Raw genomic sequence first — 17,787 nt, forward strand, 5'->3', positions numbered from 1 at the left:
TTATAAAAAAAGCATTGCAATAATGTTACTGTTTCGTGAATTTACTTCATTAAATTCTTAACACGTTCTAAGAGTGTAGGATGCGAATAATGCATAAAAACATAAGCCTTATGTGGTGTTAGATTGCTCAAACTATTTTTAGAAAGTTTCTTTAATGAGGAAATTAGCGGTTCTGCTTTATAGGTGTTTTTTGCATAATCATCAGCTTGATATTCAAAAACTCGAGACACATAATTCATGATTAATCCTGTAATTTCTGAAATAGGTGAGTAGAGTAGACCAAACGCAATGAGTCCAACATGGAAACTTGGATTTTCAACTCCAATGGCATTCGATAATAATGGATTCGAAATAAAAATGGATAAAATAAAAAGTGTTAATCCGGTGAGTAGAATAGAGGTAACTAAATTAAAAATGATGTGCTTTTTTTTATAATGACCAACTTCGTGCGCTAATACGGCCACAATTTCTTCATCGTTTAAATCGTTGACCAAGGTGTCATAAAGCGTCACACGTTTTTCACTTCCAAAACCTGAGAAATAGGCATTGGCTTTAGTGCTTCGTTTTGAACCATCGATGATAAATATTTTGTCGAGATTAAAACCAACCGATTCTGCATAAGCTGAAATTTTGTTTCGTAAGTCGCCATCTTCTAAAGGTGTTTGTTTATTGAATAGTGGCACAATAAGTTTAGAATAAAACATATTCATAAACACTGTGAAGATGGTAACAATTCCCCAAGCATATAACCAAAATTGATTTCCGGTAACTTGATAAAACCAAACGATAAGTGCAATAATGCCACCTCCAAGAAGAACTGTCATCAGTAAGCCTTTCAATTTGTCTAGTATGAATGTCTTTCTGGTGGTTTTATTAAAACCGAATTTTTCTTCAATGACAAAGGTTTTATAATAACCAAATGGTGTTGTGATAATGTCGCTCGCAATCATAATAATTCCAAAGAAAATTAATGCTATGATGATTGGGTTTTCAGAATAACTTCTAGCGATATTATCAACATATTCAAAACCGTCCAAAAGCAGAAAACCTAATGTTAGCGCAAAAGAAAATAAGGATGTTTTTAGTCCGAATTTATAATTAACAGCTTTATAGGCTTGTGATTTTTTGTATTCCTGAGCATCATACACATCGTTTAATTCTTCAGGAATTGGGTCATTATAATGTTTGGCATTTATAGCATCGAGTACTTTATCAACTATAAAGTTGATGATAATGATGGCTAGGATAATATAGAACAGGGTTTGTGCTGTCATGAATATGTTGTTTTAGTCACCTAGATTTCAAGTGAAAAGTTTAGAATACTATTGAGATAGGTTTCGGCTGCGCTCAACCAGACAAATCAAATTATTTAAAATCACGTTGGCGTTTTGCTTCAAAAATAAGAATTCCTGCCGCAACAGACACATTCATGGAGTCAATAACGCCTTGCATAGGAATGCTGATATTTTTAGTAGCGGCTTGGCGCCATTCTTCTGTTAAACCAGTGGCTTCCGTACCGACCACAATAGCGGTTGGTAAGGTATAATCTTGTGAATGGTAAGGTTCGGATTCTTGTAAAATAGCAGAGAAAATATTGAAATTATATTTCTTCAGAAAAGCAATAGCGTCTTCGCTGCTGGCCATCGCGATTTCCGTAGTAAAGACACAGCCAACACTAGAACGAATAATATTAGGATTGTATAAATCAGATTTTGGATTTGCAATAATCACAGCGTCTACATTAGCAGCATCAGCCGTGCGTAAAAGAGCTCCAATATTTCCAGGTTTCTCAGGGGCTTCTGCCACTAAAATTAATGGGTTTTTAGAGGTGAGTTTTAAATCTTCGAGCGTATGCTTTTTTGAATTTACAACAGCAATCACACCTTCGGTGGTATCTCTATGTGCTAATTTTTGAAAGACCTCTTTAGAAATCTCAATAATTTCAATACCATAAGAACTCATCGCTTTGGCCTCGCTTTCAGAAAATAAATCCGGAAAAAACAAAAGGGTTTCAATCGCATAGCCGCCTTTAATAGCTAGCGATAATTCACGTTTTCCTTCTATTAAAAATTGTCCAGATTTTTTACGTTGTCTCGATTTATCTTTAAGAAGCGAAAGTTGTTTTATGAATGGATTTTGAACGCTAGAGATGGATTTACTCATTACTATATTATTTAATCTATATTTGAGAGATACAAATTTAACCTATTATGAAACAAAAACTACTTTACTTATTTCTATTCTTAACAATCAACACAATTTCATTTGCTCAGGTGGCTTATCAGCCAGACCCTTTACAGGTTTGTGATGATGACAATGATGGTTTTGCTTTATTCGATTTAACTTATGTAGATGCTCAAGTTTTAGGAAGTCAAAGTGCAATAGATTTTACAATAACATATCATGAAACACAGAGTGATGCTACTAACGGTACTAATGCGATAAACGGTTCGTATATGAATATAACTAGTGGGTTTCAGACGCTATATGTACGATTAGAAGCTAATGCTACTGGGAATTATGGGCTTACTGAATTAGCTTTAGTTGTAAATCCAACACCTATAGTTACAGCATCGACATTTCTAGAGTTATGTGACGACAATGCAGATGAGACCGCAGTATTTGATTTAACAGTAAACAATTTAGAAATCACACAAGGTAATACAGATTGGACGGTAGCGTATTATGAAACGCAATCTGATGCTCAGGCGCAGATGAATATGATATCTAATTCAATGACTTATACAAATACCTTAAATCCACAGACATTATTTGTGGCAGTTACGGATACCAATACGGGTTGTGTAGGTATAACTCCATTAACCATACGTGTATTACCAAACCCTTCTGGTGCTATGGGAACTCCAAATGATATTATGCTTTGCGATGATGATAATGATGGAATTACCGATTTTGATCTAACACTAAACGAGGGTGAAATAAATCCGTCAGGAGAGTCCTTTACGCTATCTTATTTTATAAATGAAGCTGATGCCTTAGGTAATTTTGATCCAATTTCAGACCCAACTAATTTTACAAACGTAAGTAATCCACAAACTATTTATGTTAGAGTTGAAAATCTATACGGCTGCTATGCACTTACTAATTTTGATATTTCTGTTAATCCATTACCAGAAGCACCCGGTTTACAAGAGCATTATACGATGTGTCAAGGTGAAGCTATCGTTCTAGACTCTGGCGCAAACGCGAATGATTATATCATTCAATGGGAACGAAATGGTTTTGCTTTATTTGATGAGACTTCCTCAACGCTTACAGTAACGGAATCAGATATTTACGGTGTAGGATTAATTGATATAAACTCAGGATGTTATTCTTTAATATATACTACTGTTAATGAGGTTACATGTACAGATACCGATGAAGATGGTGTTATTGATAGCGATGAAGATTTGAATGATAACGGTGATTTAGAAGATGATGATACTGATGATGATGGGATTCCGAATTATTTGGACAATGATGATGACGGAGATAACGTTGCAACTATAGATGAAATTAATATTGTTTTAGGACGATCTAATAACACAATACACCAATTTGTGGATACAGATGACGATGAGATAGAGAATTATTTAGACGATGACGATGATGGTGATGGCATTTTAACGATAGACGAAGATTATGATAATAACGGAGATCCAACGGATGATGATACAAATAACAACACGATTCCAGATTATCTTGAAAGTTCAGTAGCTTTAAGTGTTGAACATTTTAATACTATTGAATTTAAGCTATTTCCAAATCCGGCAAAAGGCAAAGTTAACATTCAGTTCGTAAATTCTTCTATAGAAGTAGTAACCGTTAATGTTATAAACCTTCAAGGCAAGTTGATTTTACCAGAAATGAAGCTTCAAGGACAGTCCCCATCATTAGATATTTCGAGCTTAGAAAGTGGTTTGTATTTTGTGACGTTAACAACGCAAAGTATATCTGTAATACAGAAATTGGTGGTGAATTAACATAAATTATCAGTATTAAAAAAAAGCTTCAGGGGTTTCTTGAAGCTTTTTTTTGTTCGGATTAGTTATGAGAGGTCATTGTTTATATTGGTTAAAATTTCAATCATAGTTAATGTTTTTACTAGTTTAAGTATTTCATATGTCCTTTAATCAGTATCCTATAACGTTTTTTTAGGGTTAATATTTCAATGGATAGGGCTTAGGGTACAAGGTTAGTAGCCCTAAATTTGTAAGTAACCGAAATAAACATTGATGATGATGAAAAATTTCACAGTCCTTATATTAGTATTTGTCAGTTTCTCGTCTTATAGTCAGGGAATAACTTTTCAAAAAAATACTAATACTGCAGCTCAGAAATTCAATTTAGTACAAAAATTGAACAAAAGTGGTGATAGTTTAATCCTTGCTACAGACCATAAAAAAATAAAACAAGTAGATATATTAAACTACGAGTATCTAGAGACTTTTGAAATTAATAATTCAAATGCAAAAATTGGTTTAAGTCATCTCTATATAGGAAATTATGTGGTACAAGCCAGAATAGGCAGACACTGGATTGTGATGTACTTAGAAAAAAGAGATTTAAAAGCAGAAGGTCTTAAAACCACAGATGGTAACATTAATAGTAATGTAAAAGAAATAGTTACTAAGAACTCAATTTCTTCAGTGTCTTCAACGATAGATACATCTAACTTACTTCAACTTAATGAAAATAAAATGTATTGGGTGGTTTATGAGAGTAATACACAATTTGCGTCGCATAGAAACATGGGTTTAAAATATGCTGATGAAATTTATGATTTAATAAATCAAATAGAATTAGAAATGAAATCTGAAGTAGCAAAAGCTAATACCCTACGTGTTTATGAGGTTTTTGATAAATCTGAATTTATGCGTAAACAGCTTAAAAACAAAAATTATCATAAACGAAAAAGTTCTAAATTATTTAATGTTAATCCAATATATAATTCTGAAGATAAAAGGAAATCTATAACTAGTTTGTAATTTAAGCGGTTAAAGCAATTAGTGCTTTAAGGTTTGTCTTTCATGTAACTGTAAATTTTTAAATTATTTTTAGAATTCTTTTGTAATGCTTTAGGCTCAATATCGTCCAACAAGAGAACTTAAAACCATATCATGAAAAAATTAGTACACCTATTCCTTTTAGTAGTCTTAATTACAGCTTGTAAAAACGAACCAAAACAAGATACTAAAATTACAGAAGAGGTAAATCAAGAAGAGATTACCACAAGCATTTACCCAGAGTCTATCACTAAAGTATTTGATGCTCATGGCGGAATTGATCAGTGGCAAAAAATGCAAACCTTATCGTTTTCTGTAGTTAAACCCACAGGGAATGAAGTTATCACTGAAAATTTAAAAACGAGAGCAGAATTAATTGATACACCAACATATACGCAAGGTTTTGATGGTGAGACACTTTGGATTAATGAAAAGAATGGTAAAGAATATAAAGGTAAGCCAAAATTTTATAAAGGTTTAATGTTTTACTTCTATGCAATGCCTTTTGTTTTTGGAGATGATGGCATTTCTTATACAGAGACAGAGCCTTTAATTTTTGAAGGAAAAACGTATCCGGGAATCTTAATTTCTTACGAAGCAGGTGTAGGAGAGTCTTCTAATGATCAGTATAAGATTTTTTATGATCCTGAGACAGGGCATATGCAATGGTTAGGGTATACAGTAACTTTTGGTAAAGCAGAAGGAAGTCCAGATTTCCATTTTATAAGATATAATAATTGGCAAACGGTTAATGGACTTGTTGTTCCTAAAAGTATAGATTGGTATAATTATAAAGATAATTTACCAACAGAAAAACGAAATACGGTTGAGTTTTCAGATGTATCATTTTCAAAAGAAGCACCAGAGGCATCGCTATTTGCAAAACCAGAAAGTGCAAAAGTGGTTGAATAATCAGCACATATAAAAAAGAAAAGAAGCGAGCCATTTGGCTCGCTTCTTTTGTATTGAGATGTTATATAAACGTGTTGACTGTCATTTAATGGTTATTAATCAACCTGATTAGGTTTATTAGAAAACCGTTTCCAAAGTTCTGTTTGGTGAGTTTCTAAGCTTAAACTTCTACCGTCAATAAAGGCATGTGTTAATTGATTGGTTCTCATATCTAAGGCGTCACCTTCACTTATAAAAAGGGTGGCACTTTTGCCAACATCTAAAGTTCCGTACATATCATCAATTCCCATAATCTTCGCAGGATTTTGAGTGATTAATTGCAAAGCTTGTGCTTTTGTTAAACCATGTGCAACGGTTGTACCCGCGTAAAATGGAAGATTTCGAGAATTCATGCGTTCCATTTGTCCACTTGGTTCTAAAGCCACTAAAACACCTGCATCTACTAATTGTTTTGCTAATTTATAAGGTAAATCGTAATCATCGTCTTCTAATTCGGGTCTAGAATGGACACGTCTTAAAAATACAGAGACTTCATTTTGTTTTAAAAATTCGGTTAATTTTGCGGCTTGGTAAGCACCAACAATCGTAATTTTTGAAACCCCTTGCGATTTTGCAAAATTGACGGCATCTGTAATGCCTTTTTCATCATCAGCATTAATGTATAAACGTTTAGAACCGTCAAATACTCCACTTAATGCTTCAAAAGGCAAATGCAATTCAGATTTATTTCCTTTGTTATAACTTTTAGCTTCATTGAAGTAATCTGATAATTCTTTAACTTCTTTTACATAATCCTTGTTTGGTTTTAAACCGCGATCTTCACCAAGCCACCAGCGACCACGTCTAAAACTACTTGGCCAATTTATATGAATACCATTATCCGCTTTTATAGTTGCATCTTCCCAATTCCAAGCATCGTACTGTACTACAGATGAAGTTCCTGAGATACGACCACCTCTAGGAACTACTTGCCCAAGTAATACTCCATTTGGGCGCATAGATTCTATAACTTTAGATTCGGTGTTATAAGCTATGATACTTCTAATATGTGGATTATAAGTTCCCATTTCTGAAAGGTCATTAGACGCTTTTACTGCATCGACTTCAACCAGACCGAGTGTACCATTAGCCACTATAAAACCGGGATAGACGTCTTTTCCTGTGGCGTCAATGATATTCATGGCTTGTCTTGTAAGTGGAGTAGTAGCTTTGGGACCAATGGTTATAATTTTTCCTTTACTGACTACAATAACACTGTTTTCTATCACTGTACCATTGCCTATATGAGCAGTGGCACCAACAATTGCAAAATCTTTGGTTTGTTTAGGTGCAGGAGTTTGTTGTGCAAACCCTAAAGTAACACACAACAAAAACAAGAGACTATTTAATTTATATATGTTTTTCATTTTTAATCGTTTTTAGTGTTGGTGTTCGTGTTGGTCTGCATCCATAGTGTCGCAATGCATTAATTTTTCTTCTTTCTTCTTAACGGGCTGTGTTTTTAAGCCTTTATTCTTTTCCTGAAGCATTAAATTGGTGAGTTCACTTTTTTCCTTTTTTATCGACTCGCGCATTTGTTTGTCACGTTCTAAATCAAAATAAGTGACTCCTTCGATGATTGTTTTTTCTGCTTTTGCGTAGATGGATAAGGGATGTTCTGACCATAAAACAACGTCGGCATCCTTTCCTACTTTTAGACTTCCAACTCTGTCGTCTAAATGTAATAATTTAGCAGGATTTAAAGTCACAAATTTCCAAGCTTCTTCTTCACTCACACCACCGTATTTAATCGATTTTGCGGCCTCTTGATTTAAACGACGAGACATTTCAGCATCATCAGAATTTATCGCAACTGTAACTCCAGCATTATGCATAATAGCGGCATTATAAGGAATCGCATCATTGACTTCGTATTTATAAGCCCACCAATCACTAAATGTAGATCCACCAGCTCCGTGTGCTTTCATTTTATCTGCTACTTTGTAGCCTTCGAGGATATGAGTAAAAGTGTTAACTTTAAAATCGAATTGTTCAGCTACTTTCATAAGCATATTGATTTCACTTTGAACATAAGAATGACACGAAATAAAACGCTCACCATTTAGGATTTCTGCTAGGGTTTCCATTTCAGCGTCATATCTATATGGTTTGCCACTTTTCTTTAATTCGTCATAAGCTTTTGCTCTGGTGAAATAATCGACAAATACCTGTTCAACACCCATTCGCGATTGAGGGAAACGCGAATTGGTTCTGCTTCGCGATTGCTTTACGTTTTCACCCAAAGCAAACTTGATAAACTTAGGAGAATTGTCATAGATTAAATCGTCAGCAGCTTCTCCCCATTTTAGTTTGATAATTGCAGAGCGACCACCAATAGGATTGGCAGATCCATGTAAGATTTGAATAGACGTTACACCACCTGCTAAATTTCTGTAAATATTAATATCGTCATCGTTTATAACATCTTCTATAGTGACTTCTGCTGACGAATTTTGACCACCTTCATTAATTGAAGCAGCTGCAATATGCGAGTGTTCATCAATGATTCCGGCTGTAATGTGTTTACCCGTAGCATCAATTACCTTTGCATTTCTTGCGGAAAGGTCTTTTCCTATTTTGAAAATTTTTCCATCTTTGATTAGGATATCTGTTTGTTCTAAAATCCCTTCACTTTCATTGGTCCAAACGGTTGCATTTTTAAATAATAAGGTTTCTTGTTTAGGTTGTTCTGTAAATCCGTATGCTATATTAGGATACGTTATAGGAGCCATAAAAGATGAATCATCAGCGGATTTGTTATTCTTTCTATCTTCTTTTCTTTCTTCTTTTTCAGCTGTTTTTTTGTTGGCAACGAAAGGCAATTCACTGCCATTGGGTAAAAGCGCTTTACCATTTAAGGTGTTTATCGCTGAGGTATTTGCAACAATTCTTATAAATTCTGTATTTGTGGTGTCTGCCGTTTTAAACGTAAGATTTACCCATTGGTTATTGTAGCTTAGTTTTGCACCTAAGTTCTTATCATTTTGCTCTATTTTGGCTTTTGGTTTGGTGGTGCTACCTGAAATCTTGAGGTTGTAATCATCACCTTTTAGTTTAAACGTGTAATCACCATCAATATTTTTTACATTCATGTTTGAAATGACATGAGGTGTCCCTTGAACCCAATTTTCAAAGAGCTTTGTTTCCTTCTCAAAAATGTCTCCATCTGTAATTAAAAAGTTAGCATAGCTTCCAGTTTGTAGGGTTCCTAAAACTTCCGATTTTCCAAGTAAAGCAGCAGGAATTGTTGTTAGAGCTTCTAAGGCTTTTTGTTTGGAAAGCCCATGTTTAATCGCTTTTAATAAATTAGAAGTGAATGATTTATTCGATTTTAAATCATGGGTCGTTAACGCGAATGGAATGCCATTTTCGGCGAGCAGTCTTGGGTTATGGGGTTGCTGATTCCACGAACGCATAGCGCTTAAAGATAATGTGTTGGCTAAAAACGGATCTTCAACATTGTAGGCGAGTTTAAAATTTATAGGTAAAATAAGTGTAGCATTGGTTGCTTTGATATCCTCTATACGTTCGTATTCATCTCCTCCTGCAACAATAGTATATTGTATATTAAATGCATCACCCACTTTATCCGCACGCATTACATTGGCTCTGCTTCCTGCGTCAAATATTTGAAGTAAGTTTTTATTCTTATTTAAGGCTTCCAACGATAAATCTTTAGTATTAACGTGGCCTGCTTCATACCATTTGGCGTCGCTATACATTTGGCGCAGCAAAGCCATACTTCCCATAATAGAGGACGGATACGATTGGCGAGATCTTACACTTTTTCGAAATGATAAATGTTGGGTGGTTTGGCCATCTACAACGCGCATAGCATTATCCGCGTTATTATTAAGAGCAATTAAAGCACCTGTACCTCTAACAATGCCGTCTGGCATATGCGTGTTAACAACGCCAAATCCTAGTTTATGAAGTTCAGTGGCGGATTTAGCATCATATGTAAAACTTGCCATAACGTCTTGTTCTGGCATTACGTGATCGTTCCAATAATAGCCACTTCGGCTAGGACCATATTGTGGACCATTACCACCTCGTTTTGGAGTAGTCACCCCAAATGTAGTGTAAATGTCTATAAAAGAAGGGTAAATAGTTTTTCCTGAAAGATCAATTTTAGTGGTATTCTTAGGAAGGTTAACAGCAGTTCCGACCTTTACAACTTTACCTTCTTTTATAAGTAAGGTTCCATTGTTTATAACTTCGGTTGGCGAGACATGAATCGTTGCATTTGTAAATGCCGTGTAGTTAGAGTTATTAGCTATAACTCCCGAATTACTAGGAAAGTAATCTTGCGCAAATAGTGAAACACTGCACATAAAAATGAGCAGTCGTAAATGGACTTTAATCATATGTTTTGGTTGGTTAGATTGAATTCTAAAGATAGGAATTTAACATTAAAGTAAAATTCTATTCAAAAAAATTAACGTTTTTGGTGTTAAGGAAGTGCAATAAAACCTTGATACTTTATAGCGCCTGGTGCTCATAATAATTAACCAGAAGCGCAACGACGTAGCTATAACTTTTCATACCAGCCGATTGGTTATTGGCTTTGAGAAAATGATCAAAGGTTTTTTCAAAAATAGGTTCTAAAGGGGTTTTGTAAGATACCCAAAAATCTTGGACCTCTTGATAGTTTTTTAAGATGCCTGGGTTCACGGATACAATAATAGTATCGTAAAGTTCTGGGTCGCGTTTAAATATTTCTGCCAAGCAATATCGAAGCGCAAAGGTGTAGCCTGAGTATTTAAAATACGGATCATCGTTATGTATAGCTGCTAGGCTTCCAATAAAATTCGCTTCATTTTCTGCCGCATAACCCAGTTGGTGTGCTGCTTCATGGCATGCTGTTGTTGGAAACTTATAGGTTGAAATTAATCCGTTAACCTGAGCTTCATTGGTAAAAGGATTTAGGTATCCTGAAAATCCCATATAGGTAAGTGGTAAACTATATAGTGATTTTTTAATGCTTTTAGGTTGATAGGTGAGGTGCGTATATTTATTAGAAAGTGTCTGGTAACCGTCTTTTACTTTTGCTAAAATTTCAGATTTAGTATAGGGCATTTCTACTTTTACGGTATCATTTTCAGTCAAAGTAAGGTGGAGACTATTCGATTTTTTAATAAGTGCTTTTGTAAATGTTACGAGCTGTGTTGTGGTATAATCAGCATTGAGGTCCAAGGATTCATTTAAAGGCTGACGGTAATAATTAAAAGCCCATAATATATGAAAGGCAAAATAGGCAATAGACAATGTTGCCGCAATATCTATCAACCAATTTATAGTGTCTTTAATAATCCGTTTTCTGTTAATTATAAACCATCTTATAAGATAAATACCGGCTAAAGTGTAGAAGATATCTCCAATGGAAAAAGGGAGCCATCCAAAGGCATAGCGCATTAATTTTGATATTAAAACATACAGCCCATTGCTATAAAATTGCTCAACAAATTCGGCGAAATGCTTAAGCTGAGATAAGAAGAGTAATTGAATTCCTAAGAAAACAACTAGAATTAATTTTTCTTTTTTACGCATAACTCAAAAATAGGAAAAAGTTTAAAGTGCACTTTATTTAAAATTAGTAATTCTTCAAATCTCTATTCATTTAAAAAAAATAATTCCTTTTTTATTATTCAATAACATATGGCGGTATTGACTTGATGCAAATTCTATATCCAAAAGATTTAAGGAGTGCTTTTAAAGAAGTTGATTTAAAACAGGTCTTTAAATTTGAAACCACAATAAAATGCTATTAAATAGACCATCGTATTTTGTACCTTTGCAAATCTAAAAACAAGATTTATGAGTTCAGAAATAAGAGCCTTAGAGCCAAAACAATTATGGAATAAATTTGCTGATTTGAATGCCGTGCCTCGACCTTCAAAAAAGGAGGAACGCGTTATTCAATTTATGAAGGATTTCGGGAATAATTTAGGTTTAGAAACCATCGAAGATGAGGTAGGTAACGTTATTATTCGTAAGCCTGCATCTAAGGGTATGGAAGACCGAAAACCAATAGTTATGCAATCGCATTTAGATATGGTGCATCAAAAAAATAATGATACTGTTTTTGATTTTGATGCCCAAGGCATTGACATGTATGTTGATGGTGATTGGGTAAAGGCTAAAGGCACAACACTTGGTGCTGATAATGGTTTGGGGGTCGCTACGATTATGGCGATTTTAGAAAGTAATACAATTGCGCACCCAGCACTTGAAGCGTTGTTTACTATTGATGAAGAGACAGGAATGACAGGTGCTAAAGGATTAAAAGGAGGTTTACTTGAAGGTGAAATACTTTTAAATTTAGATACCGAGGAAGACGATGAGATTGGAGTAGGTTGTGCTGGTGGAGTAGATGTTACAGCAACTAGAGCGTATAAAGAAGAGGAGACACCTGAGTTTAAAATAGGATATACTATTACGGTAAAAGGATTACAAGGAGGGCACTCTGGTATGCAAATCCATGAAGGTTTGGGTAATGCTAATAAATTAATGAATCGTTTGCTTTTTGATGGTTTTGAAAATTTTGGATTGCGTATTTCTGAAATTGATGGAGGTAGTTTGCGTAATGCAATTCCTAGAGAAAGTAATGCTACAGTTGCTATTGATGCCGTACATGAAGCGGCTTTTGAAGCTGAAATGAATGATATGGCAGCTATGCTTAAGTTTGAATTTAAAACTATGGAACCCGATTTAGAAATTATTGTTTCTAAAACTGAAACTCCAGAAAAAATTATGGACTTAGGAGTACAGGAAGGTTTAACACGAGCATTGTATGCTGCACATAATGGGGTTTATCGTATGAGTCCTGATATTGAAGGCTTAGTAGAAACGTCTAACAACATCGCTCGCGTTATTGTTAAAGATGGTGCTATAAAAATTGGATGTTTAACACGTAGTTCTGTAGAAAGTACAAAAGAAGATTTGGCAAATACATTACGTGCTACTTTTGAATTAACAGGATGTGAAGTGGAACTTTCGGGTGATTATCCTGGTTGGGCACCGAATATGGATTCTGATATTCTAAAAGTGATGGTACCTATTTACAAGCGTTTAAATAATGGTGAAAAACCTCATGTTGCTGCTTGCCATGCTGGTTTAGAATGTGGAATCTTAGGAACCAATTATCCAGATATGGATATGATTAGTTTTGGTCCAAATATTAAAGGAGCACACTCTCCAGATGAACGTGCTCAGATTTCTTCTGCACAGAAGTACTGGGAATTTGTTCTTGAGATATTAAAACATATTCCTAAAGCTTAATTTAAGTATCCTGCAAGGTTTTTAAAACCTTGTAGGTATAAATTGAGGTCTGATATATTTTAGAAAAAAGCAGCCCTTCAAAAGATATTTTGAAGGGCTGCTTTTATGTTTGTTATAATTAAACTATTATTTAATACTTACCAATTCAATATCAAAAACAAGGTTCGCATTTCCAGGGATTACAGGAGGATTACCTCTCTCTCCATAGCCTAGATAGTAAGGAATAAATACTCTAGCTTTATCTCCAATTTTCATATTTAACATGGCTTCCCTAAAACCAGCAATTAAACCAGCGGTCTCGTTGTAAGGCATGTCAAATGGAGTGTATCGGCCGGCTTTGTCTTGTCTCTCATCATATTTACCATTTTTCTCTGCTATGTCTTTCATCGTAGTCCAGAATAAATCACCATTTTCTAAATAACCAGCACAATCGATGTTAACACGTTGAGAAGGATTTGGTTTAACACCATTACCTTCGTGTGTAAAAATCATTGCCATTCCTGTTGGCGATTCAATTTTACGTCCTGTTAATTCTTCATTCTTTTTTAAGAATTCAGTTTTTGCTAAATCTGCTTTTGCTTTCGCTTCTTTTTTGGCTTCTTCAGCTTTTTTAGCAGCTTCAATTTTAGCAGCTTCAACCTTTTCTTTAATTTTAGGAAGCTCTTCTGTAAATACTTTAGGTGCATCAAATTTCTTAGCGGCACCACCAATTCGAATAATATTTACCTTATTAATAACCACATCTTCAAGAGGTTTATTCGTTCTAGGAGCAACTTTTACATTAGAAATAGTATCTAAAACGTTTAATCCTTTTACTAATTCTCCAAAAACGGCGTGGCACGCTACTCTTGGATTATCACAATCTCTTAAATTTCCATTTTCATCATAACCATCTAACCAAGGTGTCACCTTTTCTGTGATAAAAAATTGGCTTCCATTAGAGTTTACGCCACTGTTAGCCATGGATAGCATACCTGGTTTATCGTGTTTAAACTCTGGAACTAGTTCATCTTCAAATTTATAACCAGGACCACCAGTGCCTGTAGCAGTTGGGTCTCCTCCTTGAATCATAAAATTATTCATAACACGGTGAAATGTTAAACCGTCGTAAAAAGGTTTTCCTTTAAACTCTTCTTTAGCTAAAGGGTGGTTTCCTTCTGCTAAGGCTACAAAATTAGCAACAGTGACAGGCGCTTTCTCAAAAAAGAGTTTTGCTACCATGGTGTCTTTTGAGGTTACAAATTCGGCATAAAGTCCATCGCCTAAATCAGAATAACGTTCTTGGCAAGAAATGTTTGCTAATACTAATAGTGCAACGAATGCTGTAAGTGCTTGTTTAATCATTTTTTTTAGTTATAGTGTTTAAAGTTACTTCACAAATTAACGGAACATTGGTTCCTATTTTTCGTTCATCTCCATAATACCCAAAAGCTTTTTGGGACGGAAATATAAATGTCGCAGTTTCGGTTGGTTTTAAAAGTTTTAAGCCTTCACGTAAACCGGTAAACAATTCCTCCTTGTCCATAACATAGGTTATGTTAGTGTTAGCATAAATTTCATTCCCTTCAATATTAGAGACATCAAAGGTAAAGTCAACCACATCACCAAACTCGGGTTGAATTGTATCGTTTTCAATTTTATTTTGGTAATAGTACCAAAAACCACTTTCGGAAGCGATGTAATCTTTATCCGGATTACTTTTTATAATATCGGCAATTTGCTGATGTTCTAGTTCGTTAAGTTTTTTATTGCGTTCGGCAGAAGCTTTTAGGAAAGAACCCGATTGTACGGATTCTGGTAATCTTGGCTCTGGAGATTTACAACTAAAGCATAGCAGTAATACAATAGTGAGTATATGTAGGTTTTTCATGTTTTAATATTTTATGCGGCACCAATTTAGGGGTTTCATTGGGACAAATCCTGTTTATATTGCGGTAATATACTAATAAATTTATTTATAGTTGTTTGCATATCATCATCGCTACGTCCTCCTGCAGCATTCGTATGGCCACCACCATTAAAATGTGCTCTCGAAAATTCATTTACTGAAAACGCCCCTTTACTTCGCAAGGATATTTTTATTATTTGGTCTTGTTGACTTTCTATAAATATGGCTGCAAAAATAATGCCTTTTAAGGATAACGCGTAATTTACAAAACCTTCGGTATCTCCTTTTTTAAAGTTAAATTCATCTAAGTCAGCTTGTGATAAAGTGATATACGCTGTTCTTAATTCTGGAATTACTTTTAAATTCTGCATAGCTCTACCTAATAATTGTAAGCGACTGTAACTATTGGTATCGTATGTATTGTTGTGTATCTGAGAATTTTCAGCTCCTTTTTCAATGAGATGCCCAATAACTCTATGAGTTCTACTTGTCGTTGCAGGGAAACGGAACGAACCTGTATCTGTCATGATCCCAACATATATACATGTTGCTATTGTAGAATTAATTTTATCTGTATCACCAAGCATTTCAATAAAATTGTATACCATTTCGCAGGTAGAAGACATACTAATATCTGAATACATGTATTTGGCATAATCATCTGGTTGTTGGTGATGATCTATCATTATTTTTATCGCTGTAGATGGTTCTAAGATTTCTGCCATTTGATTTCCTGCACGATGAAAGGCATTAAAATCGAGAGTAAAAATAAGATCAGCATTTTTAATAAGTGTCTCACTTTCGTTTTGTTGAGATTCAAACTTTAAAACGGTATCAACTCCTGGTAACCACTTTAAAAAATCGGGATAATCATTAGGTGCAATAATTATCGCATTATGATTATATAATTTAAGGTAATGGTATAATGCTAAAGTCGAACCCATAGCATCACCATCTGGATTTCTATGAGGAACTATAACTATGTTTTTGGGAGTGCTTAAAAGTGCTTTTATTTCTGAAATCTGAGTGTTATCCATAAGTTGCGAAGATACATTTTTTAGATATTTTGAATAATGCATTTCATACGAATTAACATATACTTTTGGTATTTAACACATATTTTCTTTTGTGATCAATGGTATAAGGGTTTTATAGTAACATTAATTTAATAAAAGCAGCTGTTGGTAAATTAAAGAAATGTATTATTTTTGCACCTCATTTAAAAAAAATACATGGCAACTAACAGAACATTTACAATGTTAAAGCCAGATGCTGTTGAAAAAGGACACATTGGCGCAATATTAGAAAAGATTTCAGCTTCAGGATTTAGAATCGTAGCAATGAAATTAACTCAAATGACTACAGCAGATGCTGAGGAGTTTTACGCAATTCATAACGAACGTCCATTTTTTGGTGAGTTAGTAGAATATATGACTCGTGGACCTATCGTCGCTGCTGTTTTAGAAAAAGACAATGCAGTTGAAGATTTTAGAACTTTAATTGGTGCTACAAACCCGGCTGATGCAGCTGAAGGTACAATCCGTAAATTATATGCAGCTTCTATTGGAGAAAATGCAGTACACGGAAGTGATAGTGATGAAAACGCAGCTATAGAAAGTGCTTTTCACTTTGCAGGAAGAGATATGTTTTAATAAAAACATTTTTACCATATTAAAAAAGCTGTCTTTTATAGACAGCTTTTTTTGTTTCATCAACCATCTGTTTAAAAATAAATTGAGAGTAATCTACTGGTGTCAATTATAGGCTTCCTTTCTATAATGGTTGTAAACTATTTATTTTTTAATCGGTTTAAAATTTTTTTCAAACGCGTTGTACACGGCAAGATGTAAAGCATCGCCATGGGTTTTGTCTTCTAAAAAACTATAAAACAATGATGTGTTAGGTTGTTGACTATTTTTTAATTTAGTATGTAGCGCTTTCGTTGTGCGTTCCATCACTTCACCTTCTTTGCCACCTGCAATGTATATAGATTTCTTAGTGTTGTAAGTAACGGGTTTTTCGTTAAGTAATTTTTCATCGTCCCACCATAAACTCGGACTTACAATTATATAGTTATCAAAGAGATTTGGAAATTTAAACAGAATTTCGGTAGCTAATAAACCACCTAAAGATTGCCCTATAATCGTTTTAAGTTCAGCGGTTCGGTAGGTTTGATCTATAAAGGGTTGTAATTCTTTTTGAATAAATGCAATAAAGTTTTCTGATTTACCAGAGGTAGGAAACTCTTTTTGATCTAATTTATTTTGCGACGGATATGTAAAATCCTTTTTTCGATCGACATTTCCAATGCCCACAACAATAGATTCAGGAATCATTTGAATCCAAGAAAATGAACCAAATTGAATGATGCCTGAAATATGTATAAAATCTTCGTCTTTAGAGCCATCTAGTAAGTAAATTACCGGATAGTGTTTTAAGGAATCATCAGAATAGTTTAGAGGTAAGTATATATTTAATTCTCTTGTTTCATCTAATATTTCCGATTTAATTTTAATTGATTTTCCGATTGTAAAATCTGTTTCACTAATTTTTAGAGATAATGTTTGTGTAAATAATACACAGGTGTTTAACGTGAGTACTAATATTATTGTAACTTGTTTTAAATTAAACATATCTAGGCTGGTAAGATTTATGGTA

At 34.2% G+C, this 17,787-nt stretch carries 14 protein-coding genes; 5 read left to right on the plus strand and 9 right to left on the minus strand.

Going from position 1 to position 17,787, the window contains the following annotated elements:
- Positions 1-41 precede the first annotated feature (41 nt).
- Both C8N41_RS07810 and C8N41_RS07815 read right to left on the minus strand, forming a co-directional pair.
- Positions 42-1,274 (minus strand): M48 family metallopeptidase, encoded by a 1,233-nt coding sequence (locus C8N41_RS07810; RefSeq protein ID WP_115838871.1) that lies wholly within the window; start codon positions 1,272-1,274, stop codon positions 42-44.
- A gap of 91 nt (positions 1,275-1,365) precedes the next feature.
- Positions 1,366-2,163: a TrmH family RNA methyltransferase gene (locus tag C8N41_RS07815; protein WP_092444120.1), complete on the minus strand. Its 798-nt coding sequence runs from the start codon at positions 2,161-2,163 to the stop codon at positions 1,366-1,368.
- 47 nt (positions 2,164-2,210) lie between these two features.
- On the opposite strand from C8N41_RS07815, the gene C8N41_RS07820 reads away from it, so the two are divergent.
- The 3 genes from C8N41_RS07820 to C8N41_RS07830 all read left to right on the plus strand — a co-directional run bounded on the left by C8N41_RS07820 (position 2,211) and on the right by C8N41_RS07830 (position 5,921).
- On the plus strand, positions 2,211-3,986 hold the full coding sequence (locus C8N41_RS07820; protein WP_115838872.1) for a T9SS type A sorting domain-containing protein: 1,776 nt from the start codon (positions 2,211-2,213) through the stop codon (positions 3,984-3,986).
- Between the two features lie 258 nt (positions 3,987-4,244).
- Positions 4,245-4,991: a hypothetical protein gene (locus C8N41_RS07825; RefSeq protein WP_115838873.1), complete on the plus strand. Its 747-nt coding sequence runs from the start codon at positions 4,245-4,247 to the stop codon at positions 4,989-4,991.
- Positions 4,992-5,123: 132 nt separating this feature from the next.
- Positions 5,124-5,921, plus strand: a complete 798-nt coding sequence (locus tag C8N41_RS07830) for a DUF6503 family protein (protein ID WP_115838874.1) — start codon at positions 5,124-5,126, stop codon at positions 5,919-5,921.
- Between the two features lie 95 nt (positions 5,922-6,016).
- On the opposite strand, the gene C8N41_RS07835 is transcribed toward C8N41_RS07830, so the two are convergent.
- The 3 genes from C8N41_RS07835 to C8N41_RS07845 form a co-directional block, all read right to left on the minus strand.
- Positions 6,017-7,327, minus strand: a complete 1,311-nt coding sequence (locus C8N41_RS07835; RefSeq protein WP_115838875.1) for an amidohydrolase family protein — start codon at positions 7,325-7,327, stop codon at positions 6,017-6,019.
- Between the two features lie 12 nt (positions 7,328-7,339).
- Entirely contained in the window at positions 7,340-10,327 is a 2,988-nt protein-coding gene (locus C8N41_RS07840; protein ID WP_249033256.1) for an amidohydrolase family protein, read from the minus strand.
- Between the two features lie 115 nt (positions 10,328-10,442).
- The gene (locus C8N41_RS07845) at positions 10,443-11,510 is read right to left on the minus strand and encodes a DUF3810 domain-containing protein (protein ID WP_115838877.1); all 1,068 of its coding nucleotides are present in this window, start codon (positions 11,508-11,510) and stop codon (positions 10,443-10,445) included.
- A gap of 267 nt (positions 11,511-11,777) precedes the next feature.
- Between C8N41_RS07845 and C8N41_RS07850 the strand changes: the two genes are divergently transcribed.
- The gene (locus tag C8N41_RS07850) at positions 11,778-13,241 is read left to right on the plus strand and encodes an aminoacyl-histidine dipeptidase (protein ID WP_115838878.1); all 1,464 of its coding nucleotides are present in this window, start codon (positions 11,778-11,780) and stop codon (positions 13,239-13,241) included.
- Between the two features lie 126 nt (positions 13,242-13,367).
- Here C8N41_RS07850 and C8N41_RS07855 read toward each other — a convergent pair whose 3' ends face one another.
- Genes C8N41_RS07855 through C8N41_RS07865 form a run of 3 tightly spaced genes read right to left on the minus strand, consistent with a single transcriptional unit; the run spans position 13,368 to position 16,166 of the window.
- Complete coding sequence (locus tag C8N41_RS07855; protein WP_092444104.1) at positions 13,368-14,585, minus strand: peptidylprolyl isomerase; 1,218 nt, start codon at positions 14,583-14,585, stop codon at positions 13,368-13,370.
- The gene (gene gldI / locus C8N41_RS07860; protein ID WP_115838879.1) at positions 14,578-15,111 is read right to left on the minus strand and encodes a gliding motility-associated peptidyl-prolyl isomerase GldI; all 534 of its coding nucleotides are present in this window, start codon (positions 15,109-15,111) and stop codon (positions 14,578-14,580) included. Before gldI ends, C8N41_RS07855 begins: the two co-directional genes overlap by 8 nt.
- Positions 15,112-15,146: 35 nt before the next feature.
- Positions 15,147-16,166: a DHH family phosphoesterase gene (locus C8N41_RS07865; protein WP_115838880.1), complete on the minus strand. Its 1,020-nt coding sequence runs from the start codon at positions 16,164-16,166 to the stop codon at positions 15,147-15,149.
- Between the two features lie 195 nt (positions 16,167-16,361).
- Between C8N41_RS07865 and C8N41_RS07870 the strand changes: the two genes are divergently transcribed.
- Entirely contained in the window at positions 16,362-16,781 is a 420-nt protein-coding gene (locus C8N41_RS07870; RefSeq protein ID WP_092444097.1) for a nucleoside-diphosphate kinase, read from the plus strand.
- A gap of 141 nt (positions 16,782-16,922) precedes the next feature.
- Here C8N41_RS07870 and C8N41_RS07875 read toward each other — a convergent pair whose 3' ends face one another.
- The gene (locus C8N41_RS07875) at positions 16,923-17,762 is read right to left on the minus strand and encodes an alpha/beta hydrolase (RefSeq protein WP_115838881.1); all 840 of its coding nucleotides are present in this window, start codon (positions 17,760-17,762) and stop codon (positions 16,923-16,925) included.
- Between the last annotated feature and the right edge of the window lie 25 nt (positions 17,763-17,787).

The organism is Winogradskyella sediminis, from assembly GCF_003387355.1.
Lineage (GTDB): Bacteria > Bacteroidota > Bacteroidia > Flavobacteriales > Flavobacteriaceae > Winogradskyella > Winogradskyella sediminis.